This window comes from Streptomyces sp. NPDC096323 (genome assembly GCF_040302845.1).
In the GTDB taxonomy this organism is placed as follows: domain Bacteria; phylum Actinomycetota; class Actinomycetes; order Streptomycetales; family Streptomycetaceae; genus Streptomyces.
Window position 1 is genome coordinate 338699 of the sequence record NZ_JBEOSI010000005.1, and the last position, 20690, is coordinate 359388.

Sequence of the window (20690 nt, forward strand, 5' to 3'; positions counted from 1 at the left end):
GCGACTACCAGCGGTAGTGCGCGAAGGCCTTGTTGGACTCGGCCATCTTGTGGGTGTCCTCGCGCTTCTTGACAGCAGCGCCAAGACCGTTGGAGGCGTCGAGCAGCTCGTTCATGAGCCGCTCGGTCATCGTCTTCTCGCGACGGGCGCGGGAGTAACCCACGATCCAGCGCAGCGAGAGGGTGGCGGCACGACCGGGCTTGACCTCGATCGGCACCTGGTAGGTCGCGCCACCGACGCGGCGGGACTTGACCTCGAGCGAGGGCTTGACGTTCTCAAGCGCGCGCTTCAGCGTGATGACCGGGTCTGCGCCGGTCTTCTCGCGGAGGCCTTCCATGGCGCCGTACACGATCCGCTCGGCGGTGGAACGCTTGCCGTCGAGCAGGATCTTGTTGATCAGCGACGTGACAAGAGGAGAGCTGTAGACCGGGTCGATGATGACCGGGCGCTTCGGGGCGGGGCCCTTACGAGGCATTCTTACTTCTCCTTCTTGGCGCCGTAGCGGCTGCGGGCCTGCTTGCGGTTCTTGACACCCTGGGTGTCGAGCGAGCCGCGGATGATCTTGTAGCGAACACCCGGCAGGTCCTTCACACGGCCACCACGCACGAGCACGATCGAGTGCTCCTGCAGGTTGTGTCCCTCACCCGGAATGTAGGCCGTGACCTCGATGCCGGAGGTCAGACGCACACGCGCGACCTTACGGAGCGCCGAGTTCGGCTTCTTCGGGGTGGTCGTGAAGACACGCGTGCAGACGCCGCGACGCTGGGGCGAACCCTCGAGCGCGGGCGTCTTGTTCTTCTCGACCTTGTCCTGCCGGCCCTTCCGGACCAGCTGCTGAATCGTAGGCACTACTTCTCCGGTTTCTGTGTGCCGTCGGTGAAACTAACCTGGAACATCGCCGACCCACGCGGTCGGGTGTGTCGGATACTGCGGGCCACTCCCCTGGAGCAGTGGAAGCACAGATCGCGGTGGCAAAGACGGGCTCGCCGTGCGGTTGAGGACACGCACACGAGACCAGGCACACCCCAGGCACAAGGTCTGAGCGTACCTACCTCACGGAGCTGGGTCAAAACAAATGCTGCTCACCGGGCGCGGGCGCCCGGCCTGGACCTCGTCGGCCGCCGCGGGAGGCCCGCCCCGGTACGCGCCCGGCGGGCGGGGCCGCAACTCTGGGAGTTCAGTCAGCTGCTCGGCCCCACCACCCTCGCCTCCGCGGCCGCTCCGGCCGCTCGCCCCGGCCGGAGCGCGTGCGTGCCGGGGCGGCGCGGGGCCGTCCGCTCAGTTCCGTCCGTCGGGGCGGCCCTGGCGCGGACGGGGCAGGCGCGGGATGGTGGGCACCTTGGAGCGGCGGTTCTTCAGGACGAAAGCCGGAGGGCGCGCCGGAGTCGCGGGGCGGGCGAGGGCCGGGGTGTCCAGTTGTGCGTCCACCGGTACGGGGCCGGTGGACGGGGGGTCCGTGGACCCGGGGTCGGCGGGCGCGGGGGCCGCGGGCCCAGGGTCGGTGGGGGCGGGGGCCGCGGACCCAGGGCCGGTGGGCGCGGGGGCCATGGACCCGGGACCGGTGGGGGCGGGGGCCGCGGACCCAGGGCCGGTGGGCGCGGGGGCCGTGTCGTGGCCGGTGGGCGCGGGGGGAGACGGCGTGGGGCCGGTGGTTTCGGGATCCGGGGGGTCCGCGGCATCGGGGGTGGGACGGAGACGGCCCGTGATCGCCCTGGCCGAAGCGGGTCCGGGAAGGTCCGCCACTCCACTCCGCGCGTCGTCACGCACACCGGACGTGAGCCTGCGGCGGAACGGAATGACCGCGGCCTGCCCGGGCGTCCGGTCGTCGGCATCCGCCGCCGGGGGGCCGTCGGCCCACTCGGCGACTCGGTGCTTCTGGGCCGCCGAGTCCCGCCAGCCCTGCCCGTACGCGGCGAACTCCCGCCGCTCCAGTTCCTCCCTCGGCACAACCACCAGATCGCTCGGCGCGTGGCTCCCCAGCAGGACCCCGACAGCGGCGAGCAGCCGGGCCACATCGCCGGGAGGCATCTTCCTGCCCTCCCCCACGTCCGGTACCTTCGGCCGCCGCTGACACGGTGCGGCCTCGGGCGAGCCGTTCGCCTGCCGGGAGCCCTTTTCGCCCTCGACCATGCGCGGCTCTCCCTGACGTCCCCTTCACCACCGTTCCCGCCACAGTAGTGCGGCGCCCGCTTCCTCGACCGGCGCGCGTTTCTCGCCCACGGTGGACCGGGGCCGGTGAGAACCCGTCCCCCTGCTGAACGGACCAGGAGCAGCTTAGCGATCACCCGCGCGCCGCGATCCCGAGGCGGTCGGCGGCAAGGATGGCCGCAGAACGGCCACAGGATCGGGCGGGCGCCGCAGGACTGACCGTCGGCCGTCCGGGTCGACGACCGGCGCACGTACGTACAAGGGGGCGCCCATGCCTCGCCCGGCCTCAGCCCCTCCGGGTCCGCCGGACCGGCAGATCCCGTTCCACCGGCTCCGCGGGCAGGAACTGCCCGGCGACCCGCATGAACATCTCCCGCTGCTCGGCCGGGACGCCGAGCGCGGCCGCGGCCTCCTCCAGCGTGATCCGCTCGGCGCCGGCGTTCTGCCTGTCGAGGCCGTCCGGGGCCGGGGGCATCGGCAGCTCGTCCTCGGTGAGCCGGCCCGAGCGGATGAGCATCTCCCGTACAGGGACGCCCAGGACATGGCCGAGTCTGCGCATCGTCTCCAGGTCCGGCATGCTCTGCCGCTGCAACAGCCTCGTGATGGCTGCCCGGTGTACGCCCGCCTCGTCGGCGAGGCGGGATTTGCCGCCGCCGCGCGGGCTGTCGATGTCATATCCACGCCGCCGGATCACATCCTCGATCCAGGCCGCGAACTGCTCCAGTTCACTGACGGTCACAGACCTTCGCCTCCCTCCGAAGCGAAGGTCAGGTTACCGCGCTTGCGCGCGCAGAATTATGAGCTTTCGCGAGCGCAAGGTGGAGATTCCGTCAAGAGCTTGCCCCTTCCGTGCGCGTTGTGACGTCAACATCACTCTTAGCGATTGGCTGAAAGCAGCGCTCGGCGCCAAGTTCGTTGCGCGCTCGCACGCAATCTGGCACTGTGCATCTCCAGTCGCATCCCTCCCTGCCGTCGTGTCACTCACGCCCCGCCTCACCGCTCGCGCACCAGGAGCCTCCATGGATCCGTCGTTCCTCTCACTCCCCTCCGACACCTGGACCGCTTCGGCTGCCTGTCTGGGACTTCCTCCGGAGACGGTCTTCGCCCGGCATCCGGCCGAGGCCGCGGCCGCCCTCGGCGCCTGCGCCCGTTGCCCGGTCCTCCGGCGGTGCGAGGAGACGGTGGCGCCGGCCGACAGCTGGTTCGACGGGGTGTGCGCGGGGCGGCTCTGGCGCAACGGCCGGCCCGTCGCCCTGGAGCGGGGCAGGGGTCGCCGCGCAGCCGCCTGACCTCGGAGCGCCAGGAGAAACGGACAGCCACGCCCCGCAGCAATCCGAACAACCCGCACAGAAGCATGCAGAAGGAGGGCCCGCTATGGGTGACGAGGAAAAGGTATCCGGAGCCACGGGACCGTACGCCGGGCAGCCCGGGACGGACCGCGTCCGAACCGCCGAGAAGGCGGACGGCACCGGCATCGCCCGGGACGCGGCGCTCTGGGCCGCCACCCTGGCCCGCCAGTTTCCGGACCTGCTGGAGGAGTTGGCCCCCTCCTCGGGCAGCCGCCCGTCCGTCGTCCGGCACGTCCCGGGCCCGGCCGAGCGCGCGGCGCGCGCCGCGCTGAGCCGTACGGAACGCGAGGAGGCACTTTTCAACGAGCGGCGCGGGCTCACTGCCCCCGGCCACTCGGCCGCGCCCGTGCGGCTGCACATCTCGGACGCGCTGCGCGACATCAGCGACGGCGTCGCGGAACTGGAGGAGGCGCTCCTCGGCCGACTCGGGTTCGGCCGGCCGCGCCGCGCCCCGGTGCCCGAAAGGCTCGCCCGGATCGCCGGACTCCTGGGACACACCGCCGCCGACCCGACGCTCGCCCGGCACGCCCACGACGAGCTGCGCCGGATGGCCAGGCGATGCGCCCGGGCCCTGGGCGAGACGGAGACGATGGTCCGGCTGCCGGGGCGTTGCCCCTGGTGCGACTCGGTCTCCCTGCGCGCCTTCCCCGACCGCGAAGCCGTGCTCTGCGTCAATCCGGGGTGCCGGTGCGGGGACGAGGCGTGCGACTGCACGAGCGATCCGGTCTTCCGCCATCTCTGGGAACGGGACGCCTGGCCGGCCGTGGGAGCCGGCCGCCAGGCGGTCGCGGCCTCCGCCTCCCGGACCGGAAACGGGGCCGATCCCCGATGACCTCCCCTCGCCACCCGTACTCCACGCTGACCGGCGTCACTCTGGTGACCAGCGCCCTGGCGGCCCAGGAGGCGGGGGTGGTGCCCGCGACTATCAGGAAGTGGGTGCAGCTCGGCCATCTGCGGCCCTCCGGACAGCAGGGCAGGCGCCATCTGTACCGGCTGGAGGACGTGTTCGCCGCCGAACGCGCCACTCGCCGCCCACCTCACCGCTCCACCGCCACCGCGTCCGGGCCCACCTCCGCACCGCGCGGCTGACCGGGGCGGCCACACCCCCACCGCTGCCGCACACGTCTGCGCCCCCGGTTCCCGCACAGGGACCGGGGGCGTTCGCATGTCCGCGGCCGGGAGCTCCGTCGCCGGCCGTCCCCGCGTACGACGCGCGGGGCGCGCCCGGGGGCGCGGCGTGCGGGGCGTACGGAAGGGCCGGCGGCGGACAGTGCACCCGCGGGGGCGGTGGGCGCCCCCCACCGCTGCCTCGGCGTGGCGTACGTAGGGGACGTACGCGTCCGTGCGCGGCGGGTGCCGGGCGGCCGGGGCCGGCCGAGCCGTCAGGCGTGGGCCCGGGCGGCGCGGAGGGGTCGCACTCCGGCGGGTCTCACGGCCATCGCCTCCTGCCAGCCGGTGGAAAAGCCACGCAGCTCGGCCTCTCCGACGAGCCGGGCTCCCATCTCACCCACGACCGCGGCCAGGGTTCTGCCCACCTCTCCGGTGTAACGGCCGGCTTCCGCCGATTCCACGGCCACCGTGACGGCGGCAGCCATGACATCGGCAAGCCGCTCTCCCGGCTCCCCGGTCACCACGACTGCTCACCGCCGGGGACCGGCCTCCATTCGCTGTTCGTCGTCACGACCCCACACCGTCCTTACGCCTGCGTCGGTCCATGCCACGTTCGGTCTGTTCGAATTCTGTTCGAATCGGTTGCTCAGGATAGCGCAGAACCGGGCGCGAACACCTGGCATATGACGGCGCGACACGCACCTACCCCCCTCCACGTGGATCCGACGTTCGAACATCTCGATGACCCGCCTATGTCGAAGTTGGTTGCGCGCGCGCAATCTATGGATCACTATGGGTGCAGCGGCGGAGCTGTGCCCACCTCCCTCCGAGGGGCACGGTTCCGCCGCCGTCGTGTCCGGCGTGCGTACGGGCCGCACGCACGGGCGTCCGTACTCGGCCCGTACAAAGGAGTGACACCATGCCCTCATCCGCGCCAGGGACGTTCCCGGACGTCCAGGCGATCGTGCGGGACCTGCTCAAAACGCGCGCGGAACTGGCGGACGCGTTCGTCGACGACGCGCCGCCGGCCGGCTTCGACGGGACGCAGAAGGCCGTACTGATCTCCCGCATGGGCGGCGCCTGGGTCGACGACATGCACGTGGACCGCCCGCTGATCCAACTGGAGGTCTACGGCCCGGAGAAGTCGGTGGCCCACACCCTCGCCAACGCGGCCCGCGCCACGCTGCTGGCAGCGACCGGCACCGTCTTCGGCACCTCGTTCGTCAGCGAGGTGATCGAGGAGGACGGCCCGCGTTGGCTGCCCGACTACATCTACGCAGGCGCCAACCGGTACATCTGCATCCTCCGCTTCACCGTCCGTACGGACTGACGGCCCCACCGGCGCCCGCGCCGGGGCACAGCCGCTCTCCGTACGCACCACATCCGGCGTCCGGGCCCGCCCACCCGGCCGTACGACGCCCCGCGAACCAGGCCCCGCCGAACAGACGGCGGGGCCTTCGCCGTACCCGCCCCGGATACGGCGGCCCCCGCACGGGGGCACCCCCTGGAAAGGAAGCCACCTCCATGGCTGGTAACAACTCGTCCGAGATCCGCATCGCCGGAACGGGCCGCATCCTCGTGGCCAAGGCCGGTACCCCCGCGCCGACCACGTTCTCCAACGACCCTTCGGCCGACTGGGACAGCGCGGTGTGGCGGGACCTCGGTTACACGTCCACCGACGGCGTGACCTTCTCCAAGAAGGACAAGCTCGACCCGGTCGAGACGTGGCAGGCCGTCAGCCCGGCTCGCTTCATCTACGCGGACCGCGACCTGACCCTGAAGTTCGCCATGCTCCAGTTCAACGAGGACACCCTGCCGTTCTTCATGGGCGGCGACACGGTCTCGGCGGTGAACGCCACCGAGAACCCGGGCGTCTACACGTACAGCGTGCCGGACGGCCCGCAGTTCGACGAGCGCGCCCTCGGCCTGGAGTTCCACGACGGGGTGGACGTCACCTACCGCTTCGTCATCCCGCGCGGCCAGGTCACAGCGTCGGACGACATCAAGCTCGCCCGCAAGGCCGCCGCCTCGCTGGGTGTCACGTTCACGGCACTGTCCTCCGGCGAGACCCAGCCGCTGGCGACCTTCGTCATGAAGGACCCGTCGTACCTCTCGGTGTGACCCGCTGCCCCCGGCTCCTGGGGGCAGCGTCGCGGGGTGCCTGCCCGTCCGGCCCGGCACCCCGCGACGCGTCATCGCGTCGCACGTACCCCACCACCCAGCACGTACCGCATCGCACCGCCGCACCACGACGCCCGATCCGGGCCGCCCGGGTGCGGCCCCCTTCCCGAAACGGAGACCCCATGGCCACCTTCGACGTGTCCGCAGCCCGCGCCCAGCGCATGGAGGCCCTCGGCCGCTCCTGGTCGTTCACCATCGAGGGCGACACCTTCGAACTGCCGACCGAACTGACGCGCGTCACCGCCCGGGCGCTCCGCGGCCTGGACGACGACGACGTCGACGGCCTGCTCGAACTCCTCATGGGCAAGAAGCAGTTCGCCCGCTTCGCGCAGCTCGACGTGACCATGCAGGACATCGCCGCCATCCTGGAGGCGTACGGCAAGGAGACCGGGCTCGGCCTGGGGGAAGACTGAGCCTCGTCGCGTTCGCCGATGAACACGCCGAGGCTCTCGAAGCCGACCTGCTCCGTCACTACGGGGTGGACCTGCTCGACTGGCATCGCGGCCGGCTCTCCTCCCGCCGACTGGCGATCCTGATCAAGCACCTGCCGCGGGACAGCTCCACCATCCGCGACACCGACGGCGAAGGCGCCGACTGGGGAGTCACCGACTACCTGCTGGCAGCGGTGGTGGACCATCTCGCGGCCGCCAACTGGATGTTCTCCGTCGTCAACGGCGACGGAGAGTCCGACCCGCCGGAACAACCGGTGCCGGTCCCGCGCCCGGGGGACTCGGCCGAGCGGGACACGCGGGGCGATGACACCGACGCCACCGATGCCCCGAAGGCCGGCCCGAGCGCTTCGGAACTGGCCCACTTCTTCGGCTGACACGCCTCTGCCGGCCGTCTCTTCTCTCCGGGGCGGCCGGCGGGCACTGCAAAACAGCGATCACGTGCAACTTCTCCCCACTTCTGCACTTTCCGCCGAGAAAACCCGAGCCACCTGACCGGGGAGCACAGATGGCCGGGAGACGGATTACCGGCGATCGGTAACCGCGAGGCTCCGTGTGGTCCGTGAATCACATCGCCGCATCGATACATCCCAGAGCGAGCGAAATAAATGCCACAGCCAGCAGAACGATGAGGAGATTACGCCTCCCCTTCACGTTTTCCGGCATACGGGAAACGAATTCGGCGCGCTTCGGATTCTTCGGGTCGTAGACGATCTCCTCAGATCCGGAGGGCTGCACGGTAAGACCTACCATCGGAATGCTGTGCAGCCCACCGTCGCGCCCGTCGTACCCGTACCGCACCGTTATTTTCCCGTCCTGTGGAACCGACCTGGACGCCTCCCACCCCCATGTGCGCACACCTCTTTGTCGCAGAGGAGCCTGCCTGAGGTACGGAACTCCGAAGGAGATAAGGGCGAGAAGTGCAACAGCGAAAATCACACCGAAAACGTTGAACACCACAGACCCTCCGGCTCTTTTTCGTCGATGATGACATGGCGTCACCGCCGTTGGCAACAGAATCCGGAGCCGGGCAGAAGCGGCCCGGGGAGCGACCAGATAGTTCTCCACAAATGCCACTTACGGTGGCATTTCACTCGCATCCCACAGCCTGCCGTATGCCCATGGTCCAGGAAAGGCAGCTCGATGACGACCAACGAAGAACTTCTCACCAAAGACACGGAGATCCTTCAGGCAATTAAGGGTGTTCAGGACTCCGTCCCAGGAAAAGGTCCTACCCGGCTGGCCACAGAAGAGTACATCGCCAAACAAATCGCCGAACTCAAGAAGTCTTCTTCAGGTAGCGGGGCTGCGGCCCCTGCCGCCGAAAAGAAGAGCCAGCCCGGCCCCGTCGAGACCCTCTTGCAGGGCTTGATACCCAAGGAGATCGTGGAAAGCGTCAAGAGCCTCGCCACTTCCTCGTTCTCGATGACCACGGTCGTGACGCTGGGTCTCGCACTCGTGGGTGCCCTCGGGCTGAAAATCCTACAGTTCGATGTCGCGCTGAAAACTCTTCTGGAGAAAAAGGGAAAGAAGATCGGCACGACCAAGAGCGGGTTCCTGCCCAAGCTCGAGAGCACCGAGGTCACCCAGATGTCGGCCCCTGACGCCGATTGGACCAACCGTTCGGTCGCCAGGATCGAAGCGGCGACGAAGAAGCTCGGCACCGCGATCGACGGCCTTCACACCAAGGTCGACGGGCTTCTCGCCGAGTTCGCCTGACCGTTCCGGTCCGCACCTCCTCTTCCACATTCCGGCACCGCAAGCCGATCGGCCGGACAGGCCGATGAACGATCGGACATGGAATGGCGTTCACAGCCACACTCAAGAAAGCCGCGGACAGTCTCCGCGGCTTCAAGACCAATCTCGACCAGGCCAGCCGGGCGGCGACCGGCCTGAAGCAGAGCACCCAAAGCAGCAACAGCGGGATCACCAGCATCAAGTCCTCCTCCCAGCAGTCGGCCAAGGAGCTGAAGTCGCTTCAGCAGGCGGCGGACAAGGCCGGGAAGTCCATCACCAAGGCGGGGAAGGCCGGGCAGACCGGCGGCAAGCAGATCGGCACGTTCCAGTCCGGCGCGGCCAAGGCCGACAAGGGCATGAAGGGGCTCAACAAGTCGATGAAGGGCAACCTCATCGGCGTCCTGATGGCGTTGCTCGCCCCGCTGATCGCCAAGGTCGTGGACATGGCGATGCAGTCGAAGACCATGCAGAAGGTCCTCAAAACCGCCTTCTCCGTCATCAAGAGCGTGATCACCACAGTGATGAAGGCCGTCGGCCCCATCATGCAGGCGGCCGGCAAGCTCATGAAGAGCGTGTGGAACGGGATCAAGACGGCGGTTTCGGTGGTCGTCAAGGCCGTCGCCACCGTCATCAAGACCTACTTCACCCTCTGGAAGACGATCATCACGACGGCCATGAACGCCGTGAAGAAGATCATCACCACCGTATGGAGTGGCATCAAGTCCGTCATCTCGCCGGTGGTGAACTGGATCAAGAGTGTCGTCCCCGCCGCGTTCACCGCCGTCAAGAGCAAGCTCTCCAGTGCCTGGAACGGCCTGAAGTCCATCGCGAGCAACGCCTTCGGCGCGATCAAGGGCGCCGTCAGCGGCCCGATCAACGCCGTGATCGGGCTGATCAACTCCGCGATCGGCAAGCTCAACGGCATCAAGGTCTCGGTGCCCGGTTGGGTGCCCGTCGTCGGCGGCAAGTCCTTCGGCATCCACCTGCCGACCATCCCCCGCCTCGCCCAGGGCGGCATCGTCCAGCCGCGCAACGGCGGCGTGCACACCATCGTCGCCGAGGCCGGCGAGGCGGAGGCTGTGCTGCCGCTCTCCAAGCTGAGCCGACTGCTGGGGCACAGCACCCGGGCCGGCCGGCTGGGCAGCGGCGCCGCAGCCACCGACGGCGGTTTCTACATCGAGCAGTACTACGAGGCGTCGAGCAGCAGTGTCCAGGACACCGCCAGCGCCCTGCTGTTCCTCTCCAAGGCCCGAGGATGAAACGCGCCCGCCGGGACCCGACGTCCGGCGGTGCCAGGCCCGCGGCGGCCCTGGGCAACTTCCGCACCGCGGCACTCCGGACGGGCACCTCCGTCCAGAGTGTGCGGCGCGGGCTCGTCGGTGCCCGGACCCCGCTCGGCACAATGGCCACGCTGACGGCCACCACCGCACCCGCGCTCCGGCAGTTCCGTACGGCGGCGACGCGCGCGGGCAGTTCCGTCCGCAAGGCCGGCACTTCCGCCTCCACCGCCGCGACTCGTATCCGCGCCGGCGCCACCAAGGTCCGCGGCCCCGTCGGCGTCCTCGGCACGCTCGCCGCCGGCGCCGGGGCCTTCGGATCCATGACCGACCTGTTCGGGAAGTACACCCCGACCGTCACCAAGGCCATGACCCTCTTCGGCGTCGCCATGACCGTCGGCTCCGTCGTCATGACCGGCATCAACACGGCCATGAAGGCGAATCCGCTCGGCTTCGTCCTAGGGATCGTCACCCCGCTGGTGGCCCTGCTCATCGACTACGCCATGAACTCCGCCACCGGCCAGAAGGTGATCCAGGAGGTCTTCCGGGGCGCGCTGGACATGTTCCGGGCCGTCTGGGCGTTCATGGGGCCGATCATCCACAGCTGGGTGAAGAACGTGTCCGAGGTGTTCGAGGGGGTGCAGCGGACCGTCGGATCGGTGCTGAAGACGATCGGCTCCGGGCTCAGGGCCGGCTTCGAGGGCGCGCGGAGCGCCATCTCCACAGCGACCCGTGCGGTCACCTCGGTCGTCAAGGGGGCCTGGAACGGCTTCAAGGGCGTCGTCCAGCCGACCCTGAACTGGCTGACGAAGACGCTTCCTTCGGCGTTCACCCGGGTGCGCGACGCCATGTCCAAGTCCCTGCACGGCATGGGTACGTTCATGTCCACCGGCATCCAGACCGTCGCCGGGGTCATCACCGGACCCGTCAAGGGCCTGATCGCCTTCGCCAACTGGATCATCGACGGGCTCAACCACCTGAGCTTCAACTTCTTCGGCAAGAAGTTCGGCGTGCACCTGTCGAAGATCCCGCAGCTCGCCGAGGGCGGTGTCGTGCTGCCGGCCGCCGTGCCGGGGGCCTCCTCCGTGCAGCCGCTCTCCCGGCTCGGCCGCTTCCTCCCCGCGCCGTCCGGCGCCCCCGCCACCACCGGGCCCGCCTTCTTCGCAGGCCGCCCCGGGGTCCGGGTCTACGCGGAGCGGGAGGGCAGCAGCGCGCTGACCATCGCGGACGACCTGCACTTCCTGTACCGCACCGCGGCCTGAGCCGGCCGTTACGCGACCGCCGCCCGGCCCGTACCGCACCGCCGCCCGGCACACCCACCCGCCGTGCCGTGCTTCCGCATGCCCAGGCGCCACCCAGGGCCCCGCCCCGGAGGCGTCCCCGCCCGTAAGCCAAGCCCCGAAGCGAGGTGACGGCCCGATATGGCCGATACCGTCTCCACTGCCCCGATCCCCCTCTCCGACGACACCAACCCCGGTTCACTGATCACACGCGACGGCCAGATCCAGTGGGGCGGCCTCCTCATGGGGGCCGGAACGCCCTACCCGGTCGACCGCACCGGGGTCACCGGCTGGGAAGACCTGCCCGAGCTGGACCTCGGAGACGTGCTCCGGCCGGACCAGCACGGCTCCTGGCCCGGCGACCGCTGGGCGCAGCCCCGGTTGGTCGGGACGACCGTCTGGCTGGCGCCGCCGGCCGGGACCGACCCCCTTGCCACCGCCACCGCCTTCCGCGCCTCGACCGGTCCCGACGGCCGGGAACGCTGGCTCGCCATCCGGCTGCTGGGCGAAACCCTCGCGGTCCGGGCCAGGGTCAGCCGCCGCGTCGTACCGCAGGACCGCTCCTACGCGATCCAGGGGTTCGCGAAGGTCAGCATCCAGTGGACGGCCACCGACCCGCGCCGCTACGGCACCGTCCGGCACGAGGCGATCACCGGGCTGCCGGTCGGCGAGTCCGGGATGGCCTGGGACGACGACGCCGGATCCGGTCTGGTGTGGCCGCTGAGCTGGGGTGCGAGCGGCACCGCCGGTTCGATCACGGCGGTCAACGACGGGGGCGCCGCCGTGCGCCCGCTCGTGGAGTTCCGCGGACCGGTGCAGCGCCCCTCACTGACCCGGCTCTCCGACGGCCGCCAGCTCCAGTACGCCCTGGCGCTGGGCGCCGGGGACATCCTCACGGTCGACACCGAGGCCGGCACGGTGCTGCTCAACGACACCGCGTCCCGCATCTACACCGCCACCCCGGACTCCTCGCCCGAGCAGCTGTTCCAACTGGAGCCGGGGACCACGGGCCTGGCCTTCCGCTCGGACGACGTCACCGCGTCCCCGGACGCCTCCGTCACCGTCCGCTGGCGCGCCGGGCACTGGTGACCCGCCGCCCCTCGCGAAGCAGCAGACCCGCGGACCCGTAGTTCCACAGACCAGCGGTCCGGCAGACCCGCAGTTCCACAGACCAGCACTCCCGCAGATTTCTTCCAGGAGGACCTCATGCCCGTGCGCAGCGCATGGCTCGTCAACCGCACCGACGCCGAGTCCGGCCAGTCCCGTGCCGACACCCGGCTCGCCCCGACCGGCACCATGACCCCGACGAGCGGGCTCGCGAGCCGCAGCGGCATCATCCCGGGCTCGCCCGACGGCAAGGACCTGATGTCGGCGTTCTACGTCTTCAGCTCCACCGCCGGCATGACGGCGACCGTCGCCCCCGGCCGTGCCGTCGTCCAAGGCAGCGAGGCGGCCGGCGCCTACCCGGTCGTGCTCACCGACTACACCACGGTGGTCCTCGGCGACGGCGACGCCAATAACCCGCGCGTCGACCTGCTCGTCCTGCGGATCTACGACGCCCAGTTCGACAAGTCCGGCCGCACCGAGGCCGTACTGGAGGTCCTGCAGGGCGTCCCGTCCGGCACTCCTCAGGTCCCCGAGACGCCGTCCGGCGCCCTCCCGCTGGCGACGATCCGGGTTCCGGCGGGCGCGTCCGTCGGTACCGGCGGCATCGCCTGGGCCTCCGCCGTCGCCAACCTGCGCACCAGCACCGTCGCGGTCGGCGGCATCCTGCCGCTGTACGGGAACACCAACGAGACCGGTGCCTACCCGGGCCAGTACCGCGACATCGGTACCCAGTTCCAGCGCTGGGACGGTGGCGACTGGAACGGCTACCCGAGCCAGATCGGTGGCATCGCGCCGACCGGCCAGCTCGCCACCGGCGGGTACGTGGGCCAGTACCGGGACGACAACGGCCGCCTGGAGCGGTGGAGCGGCACCGCCTGGGTGCTCGCGATGCCGAACCCGGCGTTCTCGTACAACAACGACGGTGGCTACTGCAAGACCATCACCTGGTCGGAGGCACTGACCGGCACCAACGGGCCGACGATCGCCACCACGTTCACCGCTCCGGTCTCCGGCAAGGTCCTCATCCACCTCGGTTTCCAGGGGCAGCCGTCGGTGGACGGTGGCTGGGGCCGGATGTCGGCCAACATCCGCAAGGACGGCGTCCTGGTCACCGGCCTCGGCGCCGACGAGGTTCGCTCGGCCGTCGACACCGGCCGGGGCAACCAGTCCGTGAGCACCGTCTTCCCGGTCACCGGTCTCCAGGCCGGCGCCCAGTACACCGCCGTCTCCGCGTACTCCTCCGGCGCCACGACCAACAACCACTGGTTCGACAACCGGTTCATCCGCGTCGACCCGATGCTCTGAGGAGGGCGGCGTGACGAGTTCGCCCCGTACGACGTACACCCCGCTCACCCCCGTCTACCGGGCGGTCTTCTGCGACCTGCGCACCGACCGGGTGGTGGACGTGCTGCCGCTGACGGAGACCAAGTTCGACGACTACATCGGCAAGTCGGGATCGCTGTCGGCTACGGTCCCGCTGCCGGACGCCGCCCTGGCCCGCCGGGCCAGGGCGGCGCTGGTGCCCGGCCGCACCGCGGTATGGCTGGAGCGCGACGGCGACATCTGGTGGGGCGGGGTCCTCTGGACCTGCACCCCGTCCAGCGACGAACGCGGCCGCCTTCAGGCGCAGTTCCAGGCCGGCACCTTCGACTCGTACCTGGACCACCGCATCCTGGCGCAGGACGTCTCCTACACGGCGCTCGACCAGTTCGAGATCGCACGGCTGCTCGTCGCGCACGCCCAGGAGCAGCCGGGCGGCGACATCGGCATCCAGCTCGGGAACGAGATGTCCGGCATCGCGCGGGACTGCGCCTTCGCCTACTCCTCGCTGACCCGGGTCAGGGAGCTGCTGGACCAGCTGGCCAAGCTGGCCGACGGGTTCGAGTGGCGGGTGCACTGCTACCGGGACGCCGGGGGCCGGCGTGCCAAGCGGCTCCAGCTCGGGCACCCGCTGATCACCGCCGGGGCCTCCGACATCGTCCTGGACCACCCCGGCCAGGTCATCACCTACAGCCTGCCGGCCGACTCGACCGTGCAGGCCGACGTGTGGGTGGCGCGCGGCGACTCGTCCAACAGCGACCAGGCGCAGGAGTCCCAGCCGCTCACCGTCTCCGTCGCGTCGCCCGAGGACCTGGCGGCCGGCTGGCCCCGGCTGGAGTCCACCTCGGACCACAGCGGGGTGACCGACGAGGCGATCCTGCGGTCCCTGGCCGGGGCCGAGCTGGCCCGCCAGCGCATGCCGGAGGTGATCCCGGAGATCACCGTGCGGCTGGACGGCCGGATCACCCCGGCGCTGCTCGGCGCCCGCATCCGGCTGCGGCTGCGCGACCTGTGGCATCAGCAGCCGCAGGACGAGCAGTACCGGATCGTCGGCATCGCGGTGGAACCGCCGCAGCGCACCAAGGCCGAGACGGCGACCCTCTACCTGGAAGGCGTGTAGACATGGCCACGATCCCCACCGACCTCATGGACCGCGTCCGGGAGATCGAACGCCGCATCCGCGGGCTGATGGCGAGCGCCAACAGCAGTCCGGCGATGAACCAGGTCGGCAACGGCGACATCGTCGTCGGCGACCGGGGCCGCATCCGGGCCAGGACCTCGCTGAGCGAGGACCTGCTGCTGGTCGGCCGGGTGCAGCCCGACCGTGACAGCGAGACGGAGACCTACCAGCAGGGCCTGGAGCTGCGGCGCGACGACGGTTCGCTGGCGCTGTCCCTGATCACGACTGACCCGGTGAACTCCCCCGTACAGGCGTTGCGCGTCCTGGACCACCGGGGTGACACCGTCCTGGCGACCGACGCGGCCCACGGGGGTCTGGCCCGCCCCTACCTGCCGTTCCCGACCCCGGTCCCGGTGAGCAGGGCCGGCTGGGAGTTCACCGGCTCGACCGACTGGACCACGCTCTACGCGGGCCCCGGCTTCGCCCAGCACCCCAAGGTGTACTGCGCGCTGGCGGTCTCCGGGACCGTGGGAGCGGCCGTCCGGCTGCTCGTCAACGGCACCGCGGTCGGTGCGGAGCAGACCCTGACCGGCACCGCGGGGCAGCCGGCCGACCTCACCGTGACCCTGGTCGAGGACCTTCCGGCGTCCTTCGGCGACACGGTGGCCTTCGAGATCCAGGCAAGGGTCGCGGCCACCGGCGACACCGTCGCCTGCCTGCCGCGCGGACTGTACGGCGTGCAGTCCTGAGCTCCGGAGACCGCTGAAGCCGGCCCGCCTCCGCACCGGACAGCCCCAGGGCCGCGCGCACCGCACCCGGCCCTGGGCGCCTGTGCCACTCCCGCGTCCCCGGACCCGGCCCTTGCCCCCGCCGTAGGGCCGTGCACCGCCGCACGTCCCGTTCCCCTTTCCCAGACACCTGCCAGACACCGGAGTTCCCGTGCTGCCCGAATCCATCCCGACCGTCCGGCTCACCGCCCAGTACTTCACCCTCGACGGCCGCCCGCACAGCGGGAATGTCGAGTTCCAGCCGCCGGCGCTGCTCACCCACTCCCAGGCCGACCTTTTCGTCGGCGGCCCCACCGTCGCCACGCTCGACTCCGAGGGCCGGATCGACGTCACGCTCCCGGCCACCGACGCCGAGGGCTGGAACCCGTTCGGCTGGACGTACGCCGTCACCGAGCGGATCGCCGGCGTCGGCCGCAACCGCGCCTACCGCATCGCTCTGCCGGCCGTCGCCGCGGAGATCGACCTCGCCGACATCGCCCCCGCCGACCCTGCCGGAGCGCAGTACGTGAGCGTGCCGGGCCCCCCAGGACCGCAGGGCGCACCGGGGCCGCAGGGCCCGGCCGGCCCCATCCGCTCGGTCAACGGCCACACCGAGACCGACATCGTCCTGGCCGCCGCCGACATCGGCGCCGTGGCCACCTCGGCCGCCGGCCGGGCCGGCGGGGTCGCCCAGCTCGACGCCGAGGGCAAGGTGCCGCTCGCACAGCTGCCGGACGGCACCGGCGAGGGCGTCACCTCCCTCAACGGAAAGACGGGGGCCGTCACCCTCGCGGCGGTCGACCTGGGCGCGCTCACCCCGGCCGCCGCCGACACCCGGTACCTGGCGATCGGTGCCGCACCCGTCACCTCCGTCAACGGACAGACCGGAGCCATCACCCTGACGTCGGACGACCTCGGGGCGGTCTCCGCCGACCAGGCCGTCCTGCTCGGCGGCGCCCAGACCATCGTCGGGGCCAAGACGTTCTCCATCGTTCCCACCGTCTCCGCCGACCCGGCCAACGCCAATCAGCTGGTGCGCCGCTCCTACGTGGACAACGTGGCCTCCTCCGGTACCTGGACGCCGGCCTCCCTGGGCTTCAAGGCGTGGGCGTTCGACCCGGCGGCGTCCTCGGTCACCAGCCCGCAGTACTGCATCAACGGCACCGTTTACCTCATAGGCGTGCCGCTGACCACCGCGGCGACCGTCACCAACGTCGTCTTCTACGTGCCTGGTTTCGCCGGCACCGGAATCGCCGCCACCTCGTACGCGGGGCTGTACTCCAGCGCCGGTACGCGCGTCGGGGTCACCGGCACCCTGGACAAGCTGATCACCAAGACCGAAGGCACCACCTTCGTCCTGAAGCTGGCCACGGCCTACGCCGCCGCGGCGGGCAACTACTGGGTGGCGCTGCTGATCAACGGCCCCGACCCGAAGACCAACGGTCCTGCCTTCATGGTGGGCGCGAGCGTCGGCAACTACCCGGGCGGCAGCGCCCGGATGCCCGGCGCCTTCGTCCGGCACGCCCGGCTCGCCGCCACCGGCCTGACCTCGCTGCCCACCTCGTTCACCCCCTCGACCATCGTCGCGGACGCGAACGCCATCTGGGCCGCCGTCTCCTGACCGGGCTCCCGCTCCCGCCCCCGGGGCCGGCCGTACGCGTCTCGCGCGCTCGGCCGGCCCCGGGTCGTACCGCCCCCTCCCACACCAGCACCGCCCGCAGGCGCACCGCGCCCACGGGCACCGCACAAGGAGCCACCATGGCAACCCCGCTCACCGCCGGCACCCTCGTCACCGCCCTGACCGCCGAAGGCGTCCGGGTCGTCGAGTACGGCGACTGGCGCAACCACAACCGCGACAGCCAGGGCGCCTGGGGCCCGGTGAACGGTGTGGTCGTCCATCACACCGTCACCTCCGGCACCGACAGCTCCGTCGCCCTCTGCTACGACGGCTACGCCGAGCTGCCCGGCCCGCTCTGCCACGGCGTGATCGCCAAGGACGGCACCGTCCACCTCGTCGGCAACGGCCGCGCCAACCACGCCGGGCTCGGCGACGACGACGTGCTGGCCGCCGTCGTCAACGAGACCGCGCTGCCCGCCCCGGACGAGAACAACACCGACGGCAACGCCCGTTTCTACGGCTTCGAGTGCGTCAACCTCGGCGACGGCTCCGACCCGTGGCCCGAGATACAGCTGGAGGCCGTCGCCCGGGTGTCGGCCGCGATCTGCCGGGCCCACGGCTGGAACGCCGCCTCGGTCATCGGCCACTTGGAGTGGACCAACGCCAAGATCGACCCCAAGGGCTTCAGCATGGCGTCGATGCGCTCGCGGGTGACCGCGCTGCTGGCCGCCGCCCCGGGTGGCAGCGCCGTGCGCTACCAGCCGTTCCCGGGCTCCGCGTTCTTCACCTCGGCGCCCCGCTCCACCATCGTCGCCGCGATGGGCGGCCGCCTCGTCGCCGAGGGCTGCTCCGCGTACACCGACGGCCCCGGCTCGCAGTGGAGCGAGGCCGACCGCGCCTCGTACGCCCTGTGGCAGCAGAAGCTCGGCTACACCGGCGCGGACGCCGACGGCTGGCCGGGCGCCGGTTCGTGGGCCGCGCTGAAGGTCCCGTACACCGCCTGAACCCGCCCGCCCGGACGGCCGCACCGCCCCGGCACCGCCCCGGCACCGCCCCGGCACCCCGTCCCCGGACCCACGTCCGGCGCCGGGGCGGCCCTGGCGCGGAGGGGCGCGCCGCGTCCCGCACCGCCGGCCGGGCCGATCTCACGAAAGGCACGCCGCATGTCCCAAGCCACCACTCGCGCCCTGCGCACGGTCCTGCAGACCGCCGTGGGGATCGCCGTCCTTCTGCCCGCCATGGTGGACAGCGGGGCCCTGCCCCGCTCGCTGCCCTGGGCGGGGGCGGCCCTCACCGTCTCGGGTCTGCTGTCCCGCGCCATGGCCGCCCCGGCCGTGCAGGCCTTGCTTCCGGCCTGGCTGACCACACCGGACGACCCGGCCACCGCACCCACCCCCACCACACCGGCCGACGGCACCCCCGACGCTCCCGCCGCCACCATCGCGCCCCTCACCGGGCCGGGCCGGACCACCACCGCAACGCCCCGGGAAGCCCATGACGCCGACTGACGCGAACGACCCGGTCGCCGACGCCCGCGAACTGGAACGGCTCCGCGGAACCCTGGAAGCCGGCTTCGCCCGGATGGACGGATCCCTGGCGCTGCTCGTCCAGCGCAGTGACCGGACCGACCGGCAGCTCACCGACCACGAGGCCCGGCTCGACGCGCTGGAACGCGGACGCTGGCCGATGGCCGGCATCGGCGCCCTCACCGCTCTCTGCGTCGCCGTCCTCGCCCTGTGGCAGATCCTGGCGCGCTGACGCCGCCGCCCGCGCGCCTCCCTGCCCCATCCACCGCCGGAGGACTCTCATGGCCACACCCCTGACCGCCACCGCCCTGCTCTCCGCCCTCAGGTCCGAGGGCCTGACCGTCGTCGAGCACAGCGGCTGGCGCACGCACAACCGCAACCACAAGGGCGCCTGGGGCCCGCTGAACGGCGTGATGATCCACCACACCGTCAGTAGCGGCACCGACGGGTCCGTCGAGCTCTGCTACAACGGACACGCCGCACTGCCGGGCCCGCTCTGCCACGGTGTCATCGACAAGACCGGCACCGTCCACCTGGTCGGCAACGGCCGCGCCAACCACGCGGGCGGCGGCGACCCGACGGTACTGCGGCGAGTGATCGCGGAGGACTACGGCGACCGCCCGCCCGCCCCCCGGAAACACGACGGCGGGGCCGGTTCCGTCGACGGCAACGCCCACTTCTACGGATTCGAGTGCGTCAACCTCGGCGACGGCGAGGACCCCTGGCCGACCGCCCAGCTGGACGCGATCGAACGCGTGGCCGCGGCGATCTGCCGTGCCCACGGCTGGTCCGCCCGCAGCGTCATCGGCCACCTCGAATGGTCCGACTGGAAGGTCGATCCGCGCGGCTTCACCATGCCGTCCCTGCGGAACCGTATCGCCACCCGGCTGAGCAGCCCGGCGAGCGGCGGGTCGGCGAGCACCCCGGCCGGCGGGACGTCCGCCCCCCGGTACCAGCCGTTCCCCGGCACCTCGTTCTTCACCGGCCGCACCAGCTCCCCCGTGATCACCGCCATGGGCCGAAGGCTCGTCGCCGAGCGCTGCTCGTCCTACACCGTCGGGCCGGGTCCCCGCTGGACCGACGCCGACCGCCGCTCGTACGCCGCCTGGCAACGCAAGCTCGGTTTCAGAGGCAGCGAGGCCGACGGGGTGCCTGGCCGTACCTCCTGGAACGCCCTCAAGGTCCCGCACACGGGGTGAGGAGTCCGCAACCATGTCCGACGCCACTCGCCGCACCGCCCGCACCATGGCCCAGACCGTCCTCGCCCGTGCCGTGCTTCTGCCCGCGGTTGTCCACGTGTCCGGTCCCCCGGCGGCCCTGCCCCGGGTCGCCGGGGCCCTGGCCGTCGCGGGGGCGCTGACCGGGGTGGCGGCCGTACCCGGCCCGGCCACACACCGAGCCGACCGGGGAAGAGACCGCAGGAGCCACCCGTGACCGAGACTGATCCGAACAACCCGGTTGTCGTCGCCCTGGAGCTGGAACGCCTGCGCGGCTCGTTGGAGGCCGGCTTCGCCCGGGCCGACGGCCAGCTGGCGCTGCTGGTGCAGCGCAGCGACCAGACCGACGAACAACTGGCGGACCACGAGGCACGCCTCGACACGCTGGAACGTGCACGCTGGCCGCTGCCGAGCGTCGGCGCGCTCACCGCGACCGCCGGCCTCACCGTCGCCCTGTGGGAAGCCATGCGCTGACCCGGCTCGC

General features: G+C 71.3%; 27 protein-coding genes. 21 read left to right on the forward strand and 6 right to left on the reverse strand.

Features of this window, described 5'->3' with window-relative positions; all coding sequences use genetic code 11:
* Positions 1-4: 4 nt before the first annotated feature.
* The 4 genes from rpsG to ABTX18_RS16420 form a co-directional block, all read right to left on the reverse strand.
* Positions 5-475 (reverse strand): 30S ribosomal protein S7, encoded by a 471-nt coding sequence (rpsG, locus tag ABTX18_RS16405; RefSeq protein WP_014154599.1) that lies wholly within the window; start codon positions 473-475, stop codon positions 5-7.
* A gap of 2 nt (positions 476-477) precedes the next feature.
* Entirely contained in the window at positions 478-849 is a 372-nt protein-coding gene (rpsL, locus tag ABTX18_RS16410) for a 30S ribosomal protein S12 (RefSeq protein ID WP_003948652.1), read from the reverse strand.
* Between the two features lie 429 nt (positions 850-1278).
* A complete protein-coding gene (locus tag ABTX18_RS16415) occupies positions 1279-2130 on the reverse strand; it encodes a hypothetical protein (protein WP_352123378.1) in 852 nt (283 codons plus the stop codon).
* A gap of 304 nt (positions 2131-2434) precedes the next feature.
* Entirely contained in the window at positions 2435-2887 is a 453-nt protein-coding gene (locus tag ABTX18_RS16420; protein WP_352123379.1) for a helix-turn-helix domain-containing protein, read from the reverse strand.
* Positions 2888-3167: 280 nt separating this feature from the next.
* Between ABTX18_RS16420 and ABTX18_RS16425 the strand changes: the two genes are divergently transcribed.
* From ABTX18_RS16425 to ABTX18_RS16435, 3 genes are all read left to right on the forward strand, one after another.
* Positions 3168-3437 carry a WhiB family transcriptional regulator gene (locus tag ABTX18_RS16425; RefSeq protein WP_352123380.1) on the forward strand — a complete coding sequence of 90 codons (270 nt, stop codon included), beginning with the start codon at positions 3168-3170 and terminating at the stop codon, positions 3435-3437.
* 85 nt (positions 3438-3522) lie between these two features.
* The gene (locus ABTX18_RS16430; protein ID WP_352123381.1) at positions 3523-4329 is read left to right on the forward strand and encodes a hypothetical protein; all 807 of its coding nucleotides are present in this window, start codon (positions 3523-3525) and stop codon (positions 4327-4329) included.
* Entirely contained in the window at positions 4326-4586 is a 261-nt protein-coding gene (locus tag ABTX18_RS16435; protein ID WP_352123382.1) for a MerR family transcriptional regulator, read from the forward strand. The genes ABTX18_RS16430 and ABTX18_RS16435 overlap by 4 nt, the downstream gene beginning before the upstream one ends.
* A 293-nt stretch (positions 4587-4879) precedes the next feature.
* Here the strand turns inward: ABTX18_RS16435 and ABTX18_RS16440 are convergent, their stop codons facing one another.
* Complete coding sequence (locus tag ABTX18_RS16440; RefSeq protein ID WP_352123383.1) at positions 4880-5128, reverse strand: hypothetical protein; 249 nt, start codon at positions 5126-5128, stop codon at positions 4880-4882.
* A gap of 398 nt (positions 5129-5526) precedes the next feature.
* On the opposite strand from ABTX18_RS16440, the gene ABTX18_RS16445 reads away from it, so the two are divergent.
* The 4 genes from ABTX18_RS16445 (at position 5527) to ABTX18_RS16460 (ending at position 7614) form a co-directional block, all read left to right on the forward strand.
* A complete protein-coding gene (locus ABTX18_RS16445; protein WP_352123384.1) occupies positions 5527-5937 on the forward strand; it encodes a hypothetical protein in 411 nt (136 codons plus the stop codon).
* Positions 5938-6131: 194 nt separating this feature from the next.
* Positions 6132-6728 carry a phage tail tube protein gene (locus ABTX18_RS16450; RefSeq protein ID WP_352123385.1) on the forward strand — a complete coding sequence of 199 codons (597 nt, stop codon included), beginning with the start codon at positions 6132-6134 and terminating at the stop codon, positions 6726-6728.
* A gap of 182 nt (positions 6729-6910) precedes the next feature.
* A complete protein-coding gene (locus ABTX18_RS16455) occupies positions 6911-7201 on the forward strand; it encodes a hypothetical protein (RefSeq protein ID WP_352123386.1) in 291 nt (96 codons plus the stop codon).
* Positions 7202-7266: 65 nt separating this feature from the next.
* On the forward strand, positions 7267-7614 hold the full coding sequence (locus tag ABTX18_RS16460) for a hypothetical protein (RefSeq protein WP_352123387.1): 348 nt from the start codon (positions 7267-7269) through the stop codon (positions 7612-7614).
* 190 nt (positions 7615-7804) lie between these two features.
* On the opposite strand, the gene ABTX18_RS16465 is transcribed toward ABTX18_RS16460, so the two are convergent.
* Complete coding sequence (locus ABTX18_RS16465; protein ID WP_352123388.1) at positions 7805-8197, reverse strand: hypothetical protein; 393 nt, start codon at positions 8195-8197, stop codon at positions 7805-7807.
* Positions 8198-8380: 183 nt separating this feature from the next.
* Here ABTX18_RS16465 and ABTX18_RS16470 point away from each other — a divergent pair, with 183 nt between their 5' ends.
* From ABTX18_RS16470 to ABTX18_RS16535, 14 genes are all read left to right on the forward strand, one after another.
* Positions 8381-8956, forward strand: a complete 576-nt coding sequence (locus ABTX18_RS16470; protein ID WP_352123389.1) for a hypothetical protein — start codon at positions 8381-8383, stop codon at positions 8954-8956.
* 83 nt (positions 8957-9039) lie between these two features.
* Positions 9040-10233: a phage tail family protein gene (locus tag ABTX18_RS16475; protein WP_352123390.1), complete on the forward strand. Its 1194-nt coding sequence runs from the start codon at positions 9040-9042 to the stop codon at positions 10231-10233.
* On the forward strand, positions 10230-11513 hold the full coding sequence (locus ABTX18_RS16480) for a phage tail family protein (protein WP_352123391.1): 1284 nt from the start codon (positions 10230-10232) through the stop codon (positions 11511-11513). Before ABTX18_RS16475 ends, ABTX18_RS16480 begins: the two co-directional genes overlap by 4 nt.
* A 159-nt stretch (positions 11514-11672) precedes the next feature.
* Entirely contained in the window at positions 11673-12620 is a 948-nt protein-coding gene (locus ABTX18_RS16485; protein ID WP_352123392.1) for a phage distal tail protein, read from the forward strand.
* Between the two features lie 117 nt (positions 12621-12737).
* Positions 12738-13943 (forward strand): hypothetical protein, encoded by a 1206-nt coding sequence (locus ABTX18_RS16490; RefSeq protein ID WP_352123393.1) that lies wholly within the window; start codon positions 12738-12740, stop codon positions 13941-13943.
* Positions 13944-13953: 10 nt separating this feature from the next.
* Entirely contained in the window at positions 13954-15078 is a 1125-nt protein-coding gene (locus tag ABTX18_RS16495; protein ID WP_352123394.1) for a hypothetical protein, read from the forward strand.
* Positions 15079-15080: 2 nt separating this feature from the next.
* Positions 15081-15827, forward strand: coding sequence for a hypothetical protein (locus ABTX18_RS16500; RefSeq protein WP_352123395.1), 747 nt, complete (start codon positions 15081-15083; stop codon positions 15825-15827).
* 190 nt (positions 15828-16017) lie between these two features.
* Positions 16018-17466 carry a phage tail protein gene (locus ABTX18_RS16505; protein ID WP_352123396.1) on the forward strand — a complete coding sequence of 483 codons (1449 nt, stop codon included), beginning with the start codon at positions 16018-16020 and terminating at the stop codon, positions 17464-17466.
* A 137-nt stretch (positions 17467-17603) separates the two neighbouring features.
* Positions 17604-18467, forward strand: a complete 864-nt coding sequence (locus ABTX18_RS16510) for a peptidoglycan-binding protein (RefSeq protein ID WP_352123397.1) — start codon at positions 17604-17606, stop codon at positions 18465-18467.
* A gap of 159 nt (positions 18468-18626) precedes the next feature.
* Positions 18627-18971 (forward strand): hypothetical protein, encoded by a 345-nt coding sequence (locus ABTX18_RS35830; protein WP_503061159.1) that lies wholly within the window; start codon positions 18627-18629, stop codon positions 18969-18971.
* Complete coding sequence (locus tag ABTX18_RS16520) at positions 18958-19221, forward strand: hypothetical protein (protein WP_352123398.1); 264 nt, start codon at positions 18958-18960, stop codon at positions 19219-19221. The genes ABTX18_RS35830 and ABTX18_RS16520 overlap by 14 nt, the downstream gene beginning before the upstream one ends.
* 49 nt (positions 19222-19270) lie before the next feature.
* Positions 19271-20188 (forward strand): peptidoglycan-binding protein, encoded by a 918-nt coding sequence (locus ABTX18_RS16525; protein WP_352123399.1) that lies wholly within the window; start codon positions 19271-19273, stop codon positions 20186-20188.
* Positions 20189-20201: 13 nt separating this feature from the next.
* Entirely contained in the window at positions 20202-20423 is a 222-nt protein-coding gene (locus tag ABTX18_RS16530; RefSeq protein ID WP_352123400.1) for a hypothetical protein, read from the forward strand.
* A complete protein-coding gene (locus tag ABTX18_RS16535) occupies positions 20420-20680 on the forward strand; it encodes a hypothetical protein (protein ID WP_352123401.1) in 261 nt (86 codons plus the stop codon). The genes ABTX18_RS16530 and ABTX18_RS16535 overlap by 4 nt, the downstream gene beginning before the upstream one ends.
* The last annotated feature ends 10 nt before the right edge of the window (positions 20681-20690 follow it).